This window comes from Marinobacter sp. ATCH36 (assembly GCF_023555055.1).
GTDB lineage: Bacteria > Pseudomonadota > Gammaproteobacteria > Pseudomonadales > Oleiphilaceae > Marinobacter.
On record NZ_JAMJPL010000002.1, the window covers coordinates 46,611 to 61,642 of the forward strand.

13 protein-coding genes and 1 tRNA gene are annotated in these 15,032 nt (G+C 56.3%); 5 read left to right on the plus strand and 9 right to left on the minus strand.

Going from position 1 to position 15,032, the window contains the following annotated elements:
• Positions 1-12: 12 nt before the first annotated feature.
• Entirely contained in the window at positions 13-2,865 is a 2,853-nt protein-coding gene (locus tag M8010_RS07960; RefSeq protein ID WP_250090240.1) for an insulinase family protein, read from the plus strand.
• A gap of 6 nt (positions 2,866-2,871) precedes the next feature.
• Here M8010_RS07960 and M8010_RS07965 read toward each other — a convergent pair whose 3' ends face one another.
• A complete protein-coding gene (locus M8010_RS07965) occupies positions 2,872-3,510 on the minus strand; it encodes a TIGR04282 family arsenosugar biosynthesis glycosyltransferase (RefSeq protein ID WP_250090241.1) in 639 nt (212 codons plus the stop codon).
• A complete protein-coding gene (locus M8010_RS07970; protein WP_250090243.1) occupies positions 3,497-4,204 on the minus strand; it encodes a TIGR04283 family arsenosugar biosynthesis glycosyltransferase in 708 nt (235 codons plus the stop codon). The genes M8010_RS07965 and M8010_RS07970 overlap by 14 nt, the downstream gene beginning before the upstream one ends.
• Positions 4,205-4,291: 87 nt before the next feature.
• Here M8010_RS07970 and M8010_RS07975 point away from each other — a divergent pair.
• Positions 4,292-4,368, plus strand: a tRNA-Arg gene (locus tag M8010_RS07975).
• A gap of 20 nt (positions 4,369-4,388) precedes the next feature.
• Here M8010_RS07975 and M8010_RS07980 read toward each other — a convergent pair.
• Positions 4,389-5,201, minus strand: a complete 813-nt coding sequence (locus tag M8010_RS07980; RefSeq protein WP_250090244.1) for a TonB-dependent receptor — start codon at positions 5,199-5,201, stop codon at positions 4,389-4,391.
• A gap of 45 nt (positions 5,202-5,246) precedes the next feature.
• On the opposite strand from M8010_RS07980, the gene M8010_RS07985 reads away from it, so the two are divergent.
• A complete protein-coding gene (locus M8010_RS07985) occupies positions 5,247-6,125 on the plus strand; it encodes a patatin-like phospholipase family protein (RefSeq protein ID WP_250090246.1) in 879 nt (292 codons plus the stop codon).
• Positions 6,126-6,259: 134 nt separating this feature from the next.
• Here the strand turns inward: M8010_RS07985 and M8010_RS07990 are convergent, their stop codons facing one another.
• The 4 genes from M8010_RS07990 to M8010_RS08005 all read right to left on the minus strand — a co-directional run bounded on the left by M8010_RS07990 (position 6,260) and on the right by M8010_RS08005 (position 10,907).
• Positions 6,260-8,458 carry a DNA/RNA helicase domain-containing protein gene (locus M8010_RS07990; RefSeq protein WP_250090248.1) on the minus strand — a complete coding sequence of 733 codons (2,199 nt, stop codon included), beginning with the start codon at positions 8,456-8,458 and terminating at the stop codon, positions 6,260-6,262.
• Complete coding sequence (locus M8010_RS07995; protein ID WP_250090249.1) at positions 8,455-8,775, minus strand: nucleotide pyrophosphohydrolase; 321 nt, start codon at positions 8,773-8,775, stop codon at positions 8,455-8,457. The genes M8010_RS07990 and M8010_RS07995 overlap by 4 nt, the downstream gene beginning before the upstream one ends.
• A 158-nt stretch (positions 8,776-8,933) precedes the next feature.
• On the minus strand, positions 8,934-9,236 hold the full coding sequence (locus M8010_RS08000) for a monooxygenase (protein ID WP_250090251.1): 303 nt from the start codon (positions 9,234-9,236) through the stop codon (positions 8,934-8,936).
• 57 nt (positions 9,237-9,293) lie between these two features.
• Entirely contained in the window at positions 9,294-10,907 is a 1,614-nt protein-coding gene (locus tag M8010_RS08005; protein WP_250090253.1) for a methyl-accepting chemotaxis protein, read from the minus strand.
• 197 nt (positions 10,908-11,104) lie between these two features.
• Here M8010_RS08005 and M8010_RS08010 point away from each other — a divergent pair, with 197 nt between their 5' ends.
• Complete coding sequence (locus tag M8010_RS08010) at positions 11,105-11,758, plus strand: hypothetical protein (RefSeq protein ID WP_250090255.1); 654 nt, start codon at positions 11,105-11,107, stop codon at positions 11,756-11,758.
• A 5-nt stretch (positions 11,759-11,763) separates the two neighbouring features.
• Here M8010_RS08010 and M8010_RS08015 read toward each other — a convergent pair whose 3' ends face one another.
• Positions 11,764-12,387 (minus strand): L-threonylcarbamoyladenylate synthase, encoded by a 624-nt coding sequence (locus tag M8010_RS08015; RefSeq protein ID WP_250090257.1) that lies wholly within the window; start codon positions 12,385-12,387, stop codon positions 11,764-11,766.
• Complete coding sequence (locus M8010_RS08020; protein ID WP_250090258.1) at positions 12,384-12,728, minus strand: BolA family protein; 345 nt, start codon at positions 12,726-12,728, stop codon at positions 12,384-12,386. Before M8010_RS08020 ends, M8010_RS08015 begins: the two co-directional genes overlap by 4 nt.
• A gap of 123 nt (positions 12,729-12,851) precedes the next feature.
• On the opposite strand from M8010_RS08020, the gene M8010_RS08025 reads away from it, so the two are divergent.
• Positions 12,852-15,017: a DNA topoisomerase III gene (locus M8010_RS08025; protein WP_250090260.1), complete on the plus strand. Its 2,166-nt coding sequence runs from the start codon at positions 12,852-12,854 to the stop codon at positions 15,015-15,017.
• Positions 15,018-15,032: the final 15 nt, after the last annotated feature.

Sequence of the window (15,032 nt, forward strand, 5' to 3'; positions counted from 1 at the left end):
ATGAGAGACACTATGCACCCAGGCACTCATGGATTTGCCCAAGGCTTCCCTGGCCTGAAGCAAGGATTTCTTCTGGTACTCTTTCTTGCCTTCAGCTCAGTGGCACTGGCCGATACCTCCCCGGTCAAAAGCCCGAACGACGACAACGATTACCGCTATGTCCAGCTGGAAAACCAGCTCAGGGTGCTGCTGGTTTCCGCACCGGAATCCGACAAAGCAGCAGCTTCCATGAATGTCGCCGTGGGCAGCGGCGATGACCCTGCCGACCGGGAAGGGCTCTCGCACTTCCTGGAGCACATGTTGTTCCTGGGTACTGAAAAATACCCGGACCCGGGAGAATACCAGCAGTTCATCAAGAGCCACGGAGGCAGCCACAACGCCTTCACCGCCTTCCAGGACACCAACTACTTCTTTGACGTGCAGGCCGAGCACCTTGAGGACGCCCTCGACCGCTTTGCAGAGCAGTTCTCTGCCCCGCTGTTCACGCCAGAGCTGGTTGACCGTGAACGCCGCGCCGTGCACTCCGAATTCAGTGCCATGCAAAAAGAGGACGGCCGCCGCTTCTACTCCGTAAAGAAGGCCATCAGCAACCCGGAGCATGCCTTCAACCAGTTTGCGGTAGGTAACCTGACGACCCTGGAAAACACCGATGAGCGCCCCCTGCGCCCCGACCTGATCGATTTCTGGAAACAGCACTACTCATCCAACCTGATGACACTGGCCGTGTATGGCCCACAGTCCCTGGATGACCTGGAAGCGATGGTTCGTGGACGCTTTGACCGGATTGAAAACCGCAACCTGACCGCAAAAGTCCACGACGAACCGCTGTTCAGCCAGGACCGGCTGCCGGCCAGGCTGAAAGTGGACGCGCTGAAGGATATCCGCACGCTGACGCTCACCTTTCCGATCCCGTCGCAGCAGGACAACTATCGTGACAAACCTGCCAACTATGTAGCCAGCCTTCTGGGCCACGAGGGGCCCGGCAGCCTGTTCGACGTACTGAAGCGGGCCGGACTCGTGGAAAGCCTCTCTGCGGGCGGCGGCATGGATACCGGTGAAGGCGCCACGCTGGAGCTCAACATGTCGCTGACACCCCAGGGGCTTGAAGAGCAGGAAAAAATCCTTCAGCTTACTTTTGCCTACATCGACAAGGTGCGGAATGAGGGTATCGCCCGGCAGCGTTTCGAAGAAATGAAACAGCTGGCACAAATCGATTTCCGATTCCGGGAGAAAAACCAGCCAGTTCAGGAAGTCATGCATCTGTCACGGCAAATGCGGCACGTGGCACCGGAGGATGTTCTGCAGGCGCCCTGGATGATGAAAGAATACGCACCGGACCAGTACCGGGCCATCCTGGAGCGCCTTACACCAGACAACGTGCTGGTTTCCGTACTGGAACCTGAGCCAGATATCGAGACGCCCAGTCTGACCCAGTGGTACGAAGCGGCCTTCGAGATAGAACCGCTCAATACTGGTGCCTTAAGAACAGCCGAAAAGCCCCTCCTGCTTTCGAGCCTGGCTTTGCCACTGGAAAACCCCTTTATACCCGAGGAACTGGGCATGATCTCCGGCCCGACCATGGACAAGCCGGTTTCCATGGGCACCATCAGCGGCATGGATGTTTGGTACGCCCGGGACACCCGCTTTGAAACACCCAAGGCCAACGTGTATCTGAGCCTGCGCACGCCGGCAACCCGGGCATCGGCCCGTAGCAATGTCCTGTCCACGCTTCTTGTAGACGCCATCAACACCAACGTGAATGCCTGGGCCTACCCCGCGCAGTTGGCAGGGCTGGACTACAGCATTTACCCGCACCTTCGCGGTATCACCATCCGGGTCGGCGGGTACAGCGACAAGCTGCACACATTAATGGCACGGCTGTTGACCCAGGTGGCGGAGCCGGAACTGACGGAACAACGCTTCAACATTGCCCGCCAGAAAATGATCGACCGGCTGCAGAACAAGGCGAAGGAACGCCCGGTACAACAGACATCCGAATTCATTCAGACACTGCTGATCGAGGGCGCCTGGAGTACCGAGGAAAAATTGAAGGCGGCCCGGGAAGTCACCCTGGAGGAGCTTCAATCCTTCGCCAATGCCTTCCTGGCGCAGGTTGACCCGGTGCTGCTGACTCACGGCAATATGAGCGAAGCCTCTGCACTCAACCTCACCAAACGGGTTTATGCCATGGTGCTGGATGAGACCGAACTGGTAACCGTCGAGCGCAGCAGGGTGCGGTCGCTGCCGGAAGACGAGACCGCCGTGCCACTGGAAGTCGACCATCCGGATACCGGCTACACACTCTACGTACAGGGCGATAACACCAGCTTTGAGGAGCGGGCCGCTTACCGCCTGTTGGGCCAGATAATCAGCAGCCCTTTTTACGAAGAGCTCCGCACCAACCGCCAACTTGGCTACATAGTCTACGCCACGCCCTTCGAGATGCTGGAAACCCCGGCACTGGGCTTCGTGGTGCAAGCTCCGGAAGCCAGCAGTGATGAAATTGACAAAGCCGTACGGGAATTCTCGCAAACCTTCAGCGGTACCTTGTCAGAGATGTCTGAACAGGACCTGAACCGGGAGAAACAGGCGGTCATCAGCAAGCTGATGGAACAGGACCGTCGCCTTGGAGAGATATCAGAACGCTACTGGCGCGAGATTGACCGCGGCGAGACCGGCTTTGACTCACGGGAAAGGCTGGCGCAAGCCATCAATGGCGTAACCCGTAAAACCCTGCTTGAGACCCTGAACAACCAGGTGATCGAGCGGCAAAAGGCGCTGCGGGTATTCACCACTGGCGATGCCCCGAATAAGGACACCGCCGTCGAACAATTGATGGAACGGGCATCCGTACCGGAAGCCTGAAACGGCTCAGCCTGAAGACTGGCCAATAAACCGGCGCCAGTCTTCAGGTTCATCCACATCCCACTTTTCCGGAAGCAACGCGAACGTCAACCCGGCCTGTGTAAGCTGATCGCAGGTTTGCTCCAGTGCCTTTTCGGTTCCCCAGTCCACACTGGCCAGCATATCCGGGGCAGAAGCACGAGCACCGATCAATACATAGCCACCGTCGTCCGACGGGCCCAATACCACATCCACCTCGTCCAGCGTGGCAACCGCAAGCCTCACATAATCTGCATCCACCGACGGGCAATCACTGCCAACGATCAAGGCCTTGCCAACGGTCTGCAAACCGGATTCCAGTGCCCGGGTCATACGCTCACCAAGCACATCACCCTGCTGCCAGGATTGCCCCACGGTACGAGCCTCAAGTAGCTGCAGAATCGGCGAAGCGGCTTCGGGAACAGTCGCCAGGCGCCTGTCCCACATAAACCTTACCTCAAAGCCACTGGCAAGCAGATTCTCAAGCACTGCGAGACTTAGTCTCACATGGGCGTTCATCGCCCCTTCCGCGCCAAGCTCCGGCATCAGACGGGTTTTAACCCGACCCGCCTCCGGCCATTTGGCAAACTGCATGACCAGAACTGAACCCGGGTCAACTCTTTGCATGTCGAACATCCGCCCGATAGGCCTCCGCCAGCGACTCCGGGGACTCTCCCCGCCAATACCGCCAACGCAGCCTCCACATCAAAAAAATGGTGCGCCAGGCACCCCTCTGCTCCCATCTACGACTGTCTGTTACCACCGGATCCTCGACACAACAGGGGGCTGAAACGCTGCACAGGCGCTTGCTGAGATCCACGTCTTCCATGAGCGGAACCGGTGCAAATCCCTGAATCCCTCGGAACACCGACGTGCGAACAAACATCGCCTGGTCACCGGTGGCTATCCCCGTCAAGCGAGACCGCTGGTTCATAAACCAACTGATCACGCGGAACAGGTGCCGATTGCCACTGAGGCGCACATTGAAACGGCCCCACTGTTTCTGGCTGCTGAAAAAACGTTCGAGGTGAGAAAGCGCCGAACCCGGCAACAGCGTGTCGGCGTGGAGGAACAACAGGACATTTCCGTGCGCTGCGTCCGCCCCTGCATTCATCTGCAAGGCACGACCCTTACCGCCAATCAGCACCTGATCGCACCAGGGCGCGGCCAGATCCGCCGTGCCATCGTCACTGCCTCCGTCGACAACAATCACTTCATGCCCGGACGCACGCAGTGGCTGTAAAGACTTGAGGAAAGGCTGAACGGTAGCCGCCTCACGCCACACAGGAACAATAACACTCAGAGCAAGTGGTTCCGACAAAACACCCTCCGCAATAAAAGACGATTCCACAACACACCTTGAGCCCCAGGCCTCAGGCCGCTATCATACCGCCCTTCTTGCAGAGATGCCCCCGTAGCTCATCTGGATAGAGCGTCCCCCTCCTAAGGGGAAGGTAGCAGGTTCGAGTCCTGCCGGGGGTACCATCCTCGGATACCACCCGTATTCAAAACCCGTACCTCACGCCAACCAGCCCGTAGTGCAACCAGGCGAAGGTATATACGCTGCTATTGTCTGCCCCACCCTCAAGCGTCCGGTACCCGGCTCTCAGGCTGAGATCCTCCTTCAGGTGGTAGTTGAGGCTCACGCTGGCGTCGATGGCCCGTCCCTGAGGCGCTCCCAGGCCTTCCACATCAAGTTCGGCAGACCAGCGGGGGGTCAGGAAGCGGGTCGCCTCAAAGGCCAGCAAAGGCACGAAGCCCAGATCGGGATCGTCAGCGGAGCGGCCATCCTGTCGCAAACAGATATTGGCATCACGAATCAGCAATGAGCCACCGATCCGCAGGCGCCAGCGATCTGTCTCGCGCCAGGTGTATCGGTAGCCAATTCTGTAGGTATTGAACTGGTAGCTGGCCCGGACCGGGTTGCCCGCGACGAAGGTTTCCCCAGCAAATCTCACGTCAGTGTCGAAGGTTCCGGTCCCGCTGGTGCGCACAGGTGCATAAAGTCCTGTCACTGTGTGTCGCTCGCCCCAGTCACGTTCGAGCTTCAGGCGCAGGTATGGATCGGGGCCTTTGCCTGTCAGGTCGAGAAGGTCAAAGCGATCACCATGGCTGTCGTTGGGGATCTGAACATCGTTGCGGTTGAAGCCAAGGGCACCGGTTTCTATATCCAGAGTCCAGTCACCTATAGCAGCGCCCGAGGTCACCATTAAAAGAACTGCAACGTTAGCGCGAAAGGATTGTCTGGTCATAAAAATCTGGCTCTTGGTGTCAGTCTCAAGCTGCAAAGGCAGGTCCAGACAGGTAGCAAGGGTCATTGTAAAGAACCCCTGAGTTGATTTTCTCTGGTAAAATACCAAGCTATGGTCGACCGTGAAACCGCACCAAGCCAATCCCCACCCTTTTCCGACGAATCCAAAGCTCTCGTCGTAGAAGGCGGCGCTATGCGCGGCATCTTTGCTGCGGGGGTGCTGGATGCCTTCCTTGAACACAATTACCAGCCGTTCTGGCGAGCCTATGGTGTGTCGGCGGGTTCCACCAATCTGATCGGTTATTTGTCGGGGGATCACGGGCGTAACCGGAAAATCATCACCGGCCATGCCTGTCAGCCGGATTTCATTGACTGGAAGCGGTTTGCAAGGGGTGGACACCTGTGTGACGTGCGATGGCTCTGGCAACAGTCTTTCACCGATATACCACTGACTCTGGAAAACTACCTGTCTGGTTCAACCGAGCTGTGGGTAACGACAACCTCCGTGCTGACCGGGGAAGCCCATTACTTTCGCGTTGATGAGCGCAACATGCACGATGTGTTTACCGCTTCCTGCGCCATCCCCATCGCCTACCGGGACTACCCGAAGATAAACGGTGAACCCATGACAGACGGCGGTGTGGCTGATGCCATTCCCGTAATCAGGGCCTATGAGGACGGCGCCCGGGATATTACCGTGGTGCTGTCACGCCCGCTGGGGTACCGTAAAAAATCACCGAAATTCGCATTTGTCCCGAAGCGCCTGTTCCGGGAATACCCGGCCCTTGCTGAGGCCTCGCTTCGCCGCGCCGAGCGTTACAATGCCAGGCTTTCATTTATCGAAAACCCCCCTCCGGATTGCACGATCCATGTGATTGTCCCATCTGCCGAATTTGCGGTTGGCCGATTGACCCGCAAACCGGAACTTCTGGAACAAGGCTATCAGGAAGGCCATCAAGCCGGCCTGACCTATTTTGACAGGCACTCGTGAGTAAGCAGTAACGTGGGCTCAGGCGTTCTTTCGTCATCCAGAAACATGGATACGGTGCCATCATGATATGGGACACCGATCGCGGTGGAAAGAAACCACAGTGGTAGCATCATTACTTGCTGGTCAAAAATCTCCTAACCAAGCACCTGCACCAATTCTCCAACCACCCGGTAGCTAAGTGCCTGATCCTCGCTGAGCTCCAAAGGCTCAAAGGATTTGTCGTACGACCGTGGGTTCAAGCGAATCAACTGGTGATACCATCCGCCTTCGTCCTCGATTTTTATACTCTCATACTCTTTTACAGTAAAACGCGAGTCGGTATCAGGATCTCTCCCATCAGAACATTCCACCAGAACAATTTTCCCATTGCGGCTACCGCCGAGTTCTGTCCTGAAAAGGCATTTGGAACCGTTCGGGATAATCCGGTTCATCGATTCACCAATAACTCTGCAAGCAAACAGGTTACGAGTCACGCTGACGTAATCAGGGACAGCAATCCATTCCTTGTCTTCGTCGGACTGAGACTGAATCTCACTGAAATCCCCTGCTGCTGCTTCCAGATCATAAAACGGTACAGCATTGACGTAGGGCTGCAGCGTCACTGTCGAACTGACACTTTCAATGCCCCCGTCAGGCTCGGTATGACTGGGGATGTGCCGTTTCAGATACTCCCTGAGTGACGCATCACAGGCGTACACGTATGTTCCACGTATGCCTCGTAGCATAATGGTCTCGTAAATGTTCAGAATGTACTGCTTCAGCTCGTATGGATCGTGAATGCCCTGCTTCCCATTTCTATCAAAATAACTTTCCTTATCAATGACAATTCTATTGATTGCTTTGTCGTACCGAATTTCATGGCCAAAGATTATGCCTGTGTAATTAAGATCGTATCCTTGCGTGGTATGAATGCAGCCAACTTCTGCTTCCGCACCAGCAGTGTTAATCCAGTCGGAATTCGTTCGATTCCAGCGCAAACAAAGACCATCGATTTCAATGTCATACTCGGCTGGCTCGCCCTTGGAAATCCAGGGCCATGCATAGCCGGCAATCAGTCTCGATAATCCTATCTGATCGTTTTTATCTCGTATAACTCGAACCATTTCTTCAATCGAATCGAAAACCTCAAACTCGTAGTTGCTGTTCCGGAACTTTTTGCCTTCCGGCAGACGAACATTCAGTAGGTCGTCAATAAATGTGACATAGGGCTGGCCAGCACGAACGCGGAACTGGGAAGAGAGTATCTGCACCTGGGTAGTGCTAGCGGCCTTCAACCTGGCGAAGTCTATGGGGTTGGCATCAGAAGGTTTGATCGACTGGTTTTCATCGTAGAAGAAAACGGCTTTACCGGACTGTTCACAAACCCAGTCGAGTTCACTGCAGGCATGTTTATCAAGACCCAATGCCTCACAGGCCTTGTCAAAAGAACCGAAATACGCCCCAAGATTGCTTCGTTTTCTAAGGCGATGAGATTCGTCCACTAGCACAATATCGTACTTGTTCTTTACCAGCTCGGACGGGCTGATCACCATATCCGCCTTCAGACCTGAAACACTTCGGAACGCTTTTTTCAGAGTATTCCGAAAAGACGTCATTGGGACGACCAGCGCCATCTTTGGCTTTGGATAGCGTTCCCGAAGATTCTCGAGAAGTGACTTCAGTTCGTCCTCTTCTTCAGAAAACGAGCGTAGATTCAGCTCACCATATTCAGAATTCAGTAACTTGAACAGGAAGGTTGCCAGGACCGACTTGCCGGTTCCAGCGCCACCTTCAACCACAAGGTTATCCACATTGTCATCGAGCAAAGCGTAAAGGATCCCCAGTAATCCCTGGCGCTGATCTCGGGACAGAGACTTGTAGGGTGAGTACTTGAAGACATCCGAGTTATCGATGGATTCCAACGAATGCCTGGCAACGCCCTCAGCCCGCAGCCTGTCCCAGGCTGCTCTGAAGACACGGGTGTACAACTCATCCTTCTGATAATAGTTATGGTCTACCAGTCCCAGATTGCCATTCATCAGATGGAACTTGCCGTCTGCCGCCATGTATTTGATGAGGCCGGATTCGATATCCAACGTCGCAGACTTATTGAACCGCTCACTACTAATGAGATGTACCGTGGTTAACAGGCTTTTTTCATTGTGCTTTAGGTGCGTGCTCAAACGGCTGAGAGTGTCTGTCGTTTCGCCAACATACGCCCGCTTTTGACCGCCATCGCTAAGAATATAAACGAGCGGCCAGCTGTTGCCTGCATAAGCATTGTTTTGAATATCAACCAATGATTCATTTGAGAAAGGATACCGGTTGACTTCAACAAGGTGGGGATCCGTCATAACTCCGTGTATTTTCTGGCAGTGCCTTTGGCCTTTTCGATCGGGTACTTTTTCTCATTTTTACCGATCTTTTCCATTATGATCTGTTCGACATCGAAGTCATAAGCATCTGCCAGCAAAAGTGCAAAGGCGAAGACATCTGCCAGCTCTTCTTTCACACTCTCGGTATCCGCATCTTCTGGAGACTTCCACAAAAACGCTTCCAGCAGTTCCCCGGACTCGATACTCAGTGCCAGCGCCAGATCCTTCGGATTATGAAATTGCTTCCAATCCCTATCATCACGAAACTGACGCAATCTATTTATGACTTCATTCATAGTTTATTCCAGAAACGGCTCGTTCGGCTTTGTGCATGGCGGGATGGCAGGCGCATGCCTCCGACAACTATTGTTTGATCCCAGCATACAAGAAAGCTGATGTGTCGACCATTGCCCGTCTTTAAATCCTATTGGACAGATGGCCTTCATGCACATATTCAAACCGGCCCGTTATCAATCGCAGACAGCGCTTCATTCACCTGGAATACCTTCCCGTTTACCTCCGGAGTTCCGAACCCCTTCAGCCTGGCTGTGTGTTTTTCCAGATAGTTTCTGGCGCTGGCCTCATCCTCAAACAGGTAAATACCACCCGCCTCCTTCGTATCCGGGTTCTCTGTCCAGATCTTCCAGATAAAGCCGGGCTCCTGCGCGATGGACTCGGCAAGTTCCTTCATGGCATTAGCCATTTCTTCGCCAAATGGCCCGGCAAACGGAAAATCAACCTGTAATAGAGTTTTCATAGCAGCCTCCTGTTTCAGCTCATTATACGACCACAAATAGGCGCAGTAACCGCATCATCACTGGTTGAGCCGAAACTGCTCAATGGCTTTTCGCAGGGTTTCCGCCATGCCCAGCAGATCCCCGGCGATACGCGCGGTTTCCTGGGCATCCCCGGAGGTCTGCTCCGCCGAGCGGCTGATTTCGATCACGTTGTGATTGATGGATTCGGACACCTCGCTCTGTTCGTTGGCGGCGCTTTCCATTTCCTGGTTGAGATCGGTAATTTCTCGCACTGCCGCGGCGATGGTCTGCAGTTCCGATTCTACGTTGAGAATCGCCTGCACCTGTTGCTCTGCCATTTCAGAGGCGTGGCGCATGGTGGCCACACAGTCCACCACTTCACCCTTGAGGCCATTGATGGTTTGACGGATTTCTTCGGTGGAGTCCTGAGTGCGCGAGGCAAGCGCCCGCACCTCGTCCGCCACCACCGAGAAACCCCGGCCATGTTCGCCGGCTCTCGCCGCTTCTATGGCGGCATTCAGCGCCAGCAGGTTGGTCTGGTCGGCAATATTGGAGATCACCTCCAGCATGTCAGTCATCTGGCGGGTGCGCTCATCGAGTTGCTCAATGCGCTGGGCGCCGCTTTGCACTTCGGTGTTAAGTGCCTCTATACCCTCAACGGCATTGCGGGCAAGGGCTTCACCTTTGTTGGCGGAACCCGCCGTATCTGAAGATTTGCGGGTGGTATTCACGGCATTCTCGCGAACCTGAACCGCGGACGCGGCCATTTCGGTGGTGGCACTGGCTACCTGGTCGGTATTGTCCCGCTGCGCCAGCACCTCGCGCTCGGTGGTTTCGGCTTTGCCGGCAATGCTGCGGGCGGCCTGCTCAACCTGGCCGGCGTTGTCCATTACCGTGTTCATACTCTCGCGTATCCGGGCCATCATGCGGTTAAAAGCACGGGCAACGGAACCGATCTCGTCGTCACGTGAGACATCCAGCTGGATGGTCAGGTCAGAATTGGTGGCAATGGTCTCCATGCTGTCGTGAAGCCTGCGCAAACGGGATATAACCAGCTTTCCCAGCACCATTGCGGTCATGAAGAAAGCCAGCACAAAGATCACAATCTGGATGCCGCCACTGGTCAGCAGCTGCTCCTGCAGTCGCGCGTCGCCCTCGGCCAGTGAGTAATCAACCCGGATGGCGCCCAGAATGTCGCCTTCTTGAGCCTGATGACAGCCCAGGCAGTTCACTCCCTGGTAATTCTCCATGGCGCGGACCGGCTCGATCAGCGTGTAGATTCGCCCGCCGTCCCCGTCCGCAACCTGCTCAATGCGCTCACCCTGTAAGGCCTTCGTCTCCACCGTGCTGCGGGTCTGCTCACCATCATCCCCTGCCCCGAACATCTCGTTCAGCTGTTCACTGCGGATAACCCGCACATCCAGAACATCTTCCGGCGCGGTAGCCTTTTCCCTGAGCATCTGGCGATTGTTGATGGTGCCGGTGACCATCATGGTATTGAGCGCATCGAAGTATGACTTGGAAAGGCCCTCGACATACCGGCCGGTATAGTCCTCCAGGTGTTGCCGTTGTGAATAGTTGCCGTACAGCAAAGAGAGAACAAGGATGAGGGAAAAGGCGCCCGCAAGAGCGAATAACAGAACAAAACGGATGGACTGATTTTTTCTCATGACAGCTCAGCTATGGAAAGTGCAGGGATCGGTAATGGGCGGGGACTTTAAATCACCGGGGAAAAACCTTTCATGACCCAGATCAGCTGACAGGCAATGACCCCTCGCTAATTTTTCCGCATCGATGGCCCGCTTTGTGCTTAAGCACTGCCAAGCGTCAAAATTTCCTCAGTGACCATGGGAGGGCAAAAAGAGCCATGTCGCTGCTTACATCGCTGATAAAAGCCAGTACCCAGTTCCAGCAGGCCATGGAAAAACGCCCGCCGTCGGCCCCGGGAAATGCCGCGGCAAAGCCTGCGGCGCCGGAAGCTCCGGCGTCGGCCACCGATGACCGTTTCACGCTTTCAGAGCGTGCCGGTTTCGATACCGCACGCCCGAAATCCGCCAAACTCTCGATGGCGGAATACAAGCAAACCGTCGGGCAGGACCTTGCCTACATGCGGGAAACGCTGCGGCACAAACTTGCCGAGTACAAGCTTAACCCGGCAACCAGCGTGGAAGTCTCAAAAGATGACGCAGGCAAGATCAGCCTTGGGTCCGGCATGCCGGAACAGACCCGGGCCCGTATTGAGCAGGATCTGAACAACAGCAAGACGTTCAGGGAAGCCTTCAGCCGCCTCAGCGCCAGTGAACCCACCCTGCATTTCGTGGATAACGCGCTGAAGCTGAACAAAGCCTATGGCGTGAACAATTCACTGCTGGATACCCTGGTCAGTGACAACCAGCAGTTCAATGGCCTGCAGGACCTGGCGCACCGGTATGACAGCATGCGCCAAACGGTTAATACCGATCAGGCTACCGGCTATTCAGACCGCAAGAACTTTGCCCTCAGCCTGAACACTCGGGCCTGATCCGGTTATACCCGGAAAGGCTCCGGGTCACCTTTGCCAACTCGGGTCACTTCCGGCGCGGGGCCAGTCATATTGACCACGGTGGTTGCCTCGAGGCCACAGAAGCCACCGTCGATGATCAGATCCAGTTCGTGCTCCAGAAGATCCCGGATTTCCTCCGGGTCGGTCATCGGATCCTCTTCCCCCGGTAGTATCAGCGTACTGCTCATGATGGGCTCACCCAGCGCTTCCAGAAGAGCCTGGACGATAGCGTTGTCCGGAACCCGCATGCCAATGGTCTTGCGCTTGGGATGCAACAGGCGCCGTGGAACCTCACTGGTGGCATCCAGAATGAAGGTATATGGCCCAGGGGTAAACGTCTTGAGCAAACGGAAGTGGGTGTTATCAACTTTCGCGAACACACCAATATCCGAAAGATCACGGCACATCAGGGTGAAATTGTGCTTGTCGTCCAGCTTGCGGATGCGCTTAATGCGGTCAGCTGCCTGCTTGTCACCCAGGTGACAACCAATGGCGTAAGCCGAATCCGTCGGGTACACAATAACCCCACCCCGGCGCAGGATATCGACGGCCTGATTGACCAGGCGCTTCTGCGGGGTGACCGGGTGAATCTGGAAGAACTGGCTCATTGGCCACCCCCGGATGCAAAGGCCGGATCATTTTTTGAGCCACCCATGCAGTTGGGGGATTCCGGTGCTGCCTGGCCGGACGCCTCCCACTCCTGCGGGGAATAGACATGAAGCGCCAGCGCATGAACGCCTCCGGCCATTTCCTCGGACAATACGCGGTAGATCGCCTGATGCCGTTTTACCTTGCCCTGCCCGTCGAATTCCGGGGCTACCAGAGTCACCTTGAAGTGGGTTTCCGAATTGGGCGGCACGTTGTGTTTGTGGCTCTCGTTTTCAACCGTAAGATGCTGGGCGCCGAACGCGTTGGCGAGCTTTTGTTCGATGGACTGCTGAATAGACATAAACAGGCCTGCTCCTGATTGAATATGTTATGGAACAGTCTACTACACGTAGCGCTGTGTTACCTTGACAGGATCGGGGCAAAGCGCCATCTTCCGTCCCCACCTGAAAATTGCTTCCGACTTATGCGCCTTTATATTGCTGAAAAACCAAGCCTGGGCCGGGCTATTGCTGCGGCACTTCCCGCTCCCCATCAAAAAGGCGCGGGCTGGATTCGCTGTGGCGAGGGAAGCAGTGCCTGCATGGTTAGTTGGTGCATCGGCCACCTGCTGGAGCCGGCGGAACCCGGCCAGTACGACCCGCGCTGGAAAAAATGGCGCCAGGAAGACCTGCCCCTGTTCCCCGGGCGCTGGGAGGTACACCCGAAAGACAGCGTCAGTCAACAACTGAAGGCACTGCAATCGCTGATCCGCAAGGCAGACACCATTATCCACGCCGGCGACCCGGACCGGGAAGGCCAGTTGCTGGTGGACGAAGTCATTCGCTACGCCGGCGCCACCTGCCCCGTGCAGCGGATTCTGATCAACGACCTGACTCCGGCCGCGGTGGCAAAAGCCATCGACGCCCCCAGAGACAACCGGGAATTCCGCCGCCTGTCCCATTCCGCACTGGCCCGCCAGCGTGCCGACTGGCTGTATGGCATCAACCTCACCCGTTTCTACACGCTCTCGTATCAACAGCAGGGCGAACAGGGCGTCTATTCTGTCGGGCGGGTGCAGACACCGGTGCTGGGGCTGGTGGTGGCGCGTGACAACACCATCGAAAATTTCCAGCCCAAACCCTTCTTCCGGATTACGGCGCACTGTCACGGGGTGGGTGAAGAGGCAGACCAGCAGAGTTTTGGTGCGCGATGGCAGCCATCGGAAAACTTCCGGGAACACCTGGATGAGGAAGACAGGTTGCTCGATGGCGACATGGCCAGGCAGATTGCCAATGCCGTGGAAGGCCGGCCGGGCAAAGTAACCGAAGCCCGCTTCCGCGACCGGAACGAGGCTCCCCCTCTGCCGCTCTCACTCTCGGCATTGCAGATCGAAGCGGGGCGACTGTTCCGCATGGGCGCCAAAGACGTCCTCGATACCGCCCAGAACCTTTATGAACGTCACCAGCTGATCACCTATCCCCGCTCCGACTGCCGTTATCTGCCGGAGGGGCATTTCGACCAGCGCCAGAAAGTGCTGCAGGCCATCGGCAAGATTGCCACCGGTTTGGCACCCGCCTGCGAAACAGCTGACCTGAACCGCCGCACCGAAGCCTGGAACGATAAAAAGGTAGACGCCCACCACGCCATTATTCCCACCGCCAGGCAGGCGCCCTCGGGCCGACTGAGCGAAGCGGAACAGAACATCTACGAACTGATCAGCCGCTACTACCTGATGCAGTTCAGCGCCGACGCCGTTCATCGGGAAGGCAAGCTGGCCATCGAAATTGGTGAGCACGCCTTCAGGGCCACCGAAACCGCGATACTGCAGCCGGGCTGGAAAGACCTGGAAATCCGCCAGCGGGAAGCCCGGCAGGAGGCTGCCAGACCACCGCTTCCGCGCCTGAAAAAGGGCGATCCGGTACTATGTGATTCGGCAGAAATCGCCGAACGCAAAACCCAGCCACCGCAGTATTTCACCGACGCCACCCTGCTTTCGGCGATGACCAACATCGCCCGCTTTGTCAGCGACCCGGAGCTGCGCAAAACCCTGCGGGAAACCGATGGCCTGGGCACCGAAGCCACTCGGGCGGCCATCATCGATACCCTGTTCCGTCGCGACTACCTGTATCGGGACAAACGCCATATTCGCTCTACTCCCAAAGGCAAGGCGCTGATCGAATCCCTGCCGGAGTCCATCAGCAAGCCGGATATGACGGCGATATGGGAAGCCACCCTGGAGAGTATCCGCAGGGGCGAAGGCAACCCCAAACAGTTTATCGAAGACCTCAAGGAACAGATTCAGGGCTTTATCAACACCCCGGGCCCGGAGATGGAAAGCAAACCGCAGCACGATGGGCAACCCCGCTGCCCCAAGTGCCGCTCTCCCATGCAAAAGCGAGAGGGCAAGTTCGGTGCCTTCCATGCCTGCACCCGCTTCCCGGACTGCAAGGGCACGCGCCCTATTGAAGACCATGCGCCTGAAGACGGTACCAGCAACAAACCGGTCCCCTGTCCCCATTGTTTCTCGCCGCTGGTGCGCAGGAAAGGCAAGAATGGCTGGTTCTGGGGCTGCAGTAATTTCCCGGGATGCCGACAAACAGTCGATGACGACGACGGAAAGCCTGCGCTCCGTTTACGCAACACTACATAACGACACTGAAGCCAA

Coding starts and splice junctions, on each gene's coding strand:
- M8010_RS07960 (WP_250090240.1), top strand. CDS start 13: ATGCACCCAGGCACTCATGGATTTGCCCAAGGCTTCCCTGGCCTGAAG.
- M8010_RS07965 (WP_250090241.1), bottom strand. CDS start 3,510: ATGCAAAGAGTTGACCCGGGTTCAGTTCTGGTCATGCAGTTTGCCAAA.
- M8010_RS07980 (WP_250090244.1), bottom strand. CDS start 5,201: ATGACCCTTGCTACCTGTCTGGACCTGCCTTTGCAGCTTGAGACTGAC.
- M8010_RS07985 (WP_250090246.1), top strand. CDS start 5,247: ATGGTCGACCGTGAAACCGCACCAAGCCAATCCCCACCCTTTTCCGAC.
- M8010_RS07990 (WP_250090248.1), bottom strand. CDS start 8,458: ATGACGGATCCCCACCTTGTTGAAGTCAACCGGTATCCTTTCTCAAAT.
- M8010_RS07995 (WP_250090249.1), bottom strand. CDS start 8,775: ATGAATGAAGTCATAAATAGATTGCGTCAGTTTCGTGATGATAGGGAT.
- M8010_RS08000 (WP_250090251.1), bottom strand. CDS start 9,236: ATGAAAACTCTATTACAGGTTGATTTTCCGTTTGCCGGGCCATTTGGC.
- M8010_RS08005 (WP_250090253.1), bottom strand. CDS start 10,907: ATGAGAAAAAATCAGTCCATCCGTTTTGTTCTGTTATTCGCTCTTGCG.
- M8010_RS08010 (WP_250090255.1), top strand. CDS start 11,105: ATGTCGCTGCTTACATCGCTGATAAAAGCCAGTACCCAGTTCCAGCAG.
- M8010_RS08015 (WP_250090257.1), bottom strand. CDS start 12,387: ATGAGCCAGTTCTTCCAGATTCACCCGGTCACCCCGCAGAAGCGCCTG.
- M8010_RS08020 (WP_250090258.1), bottom strand. CDS start 12,728: ATGTCTATTCAGCAGTCCATCGAACAAAAGCTCGCCAACGCGTTCGGC.
- M8010_RS08025 (WP_250090260.1), top strand. CDS start 12,852: ATGCGCCTTTATATTGCTGAAAAACCAAGCCTGGGCCGGGCTATTGCT.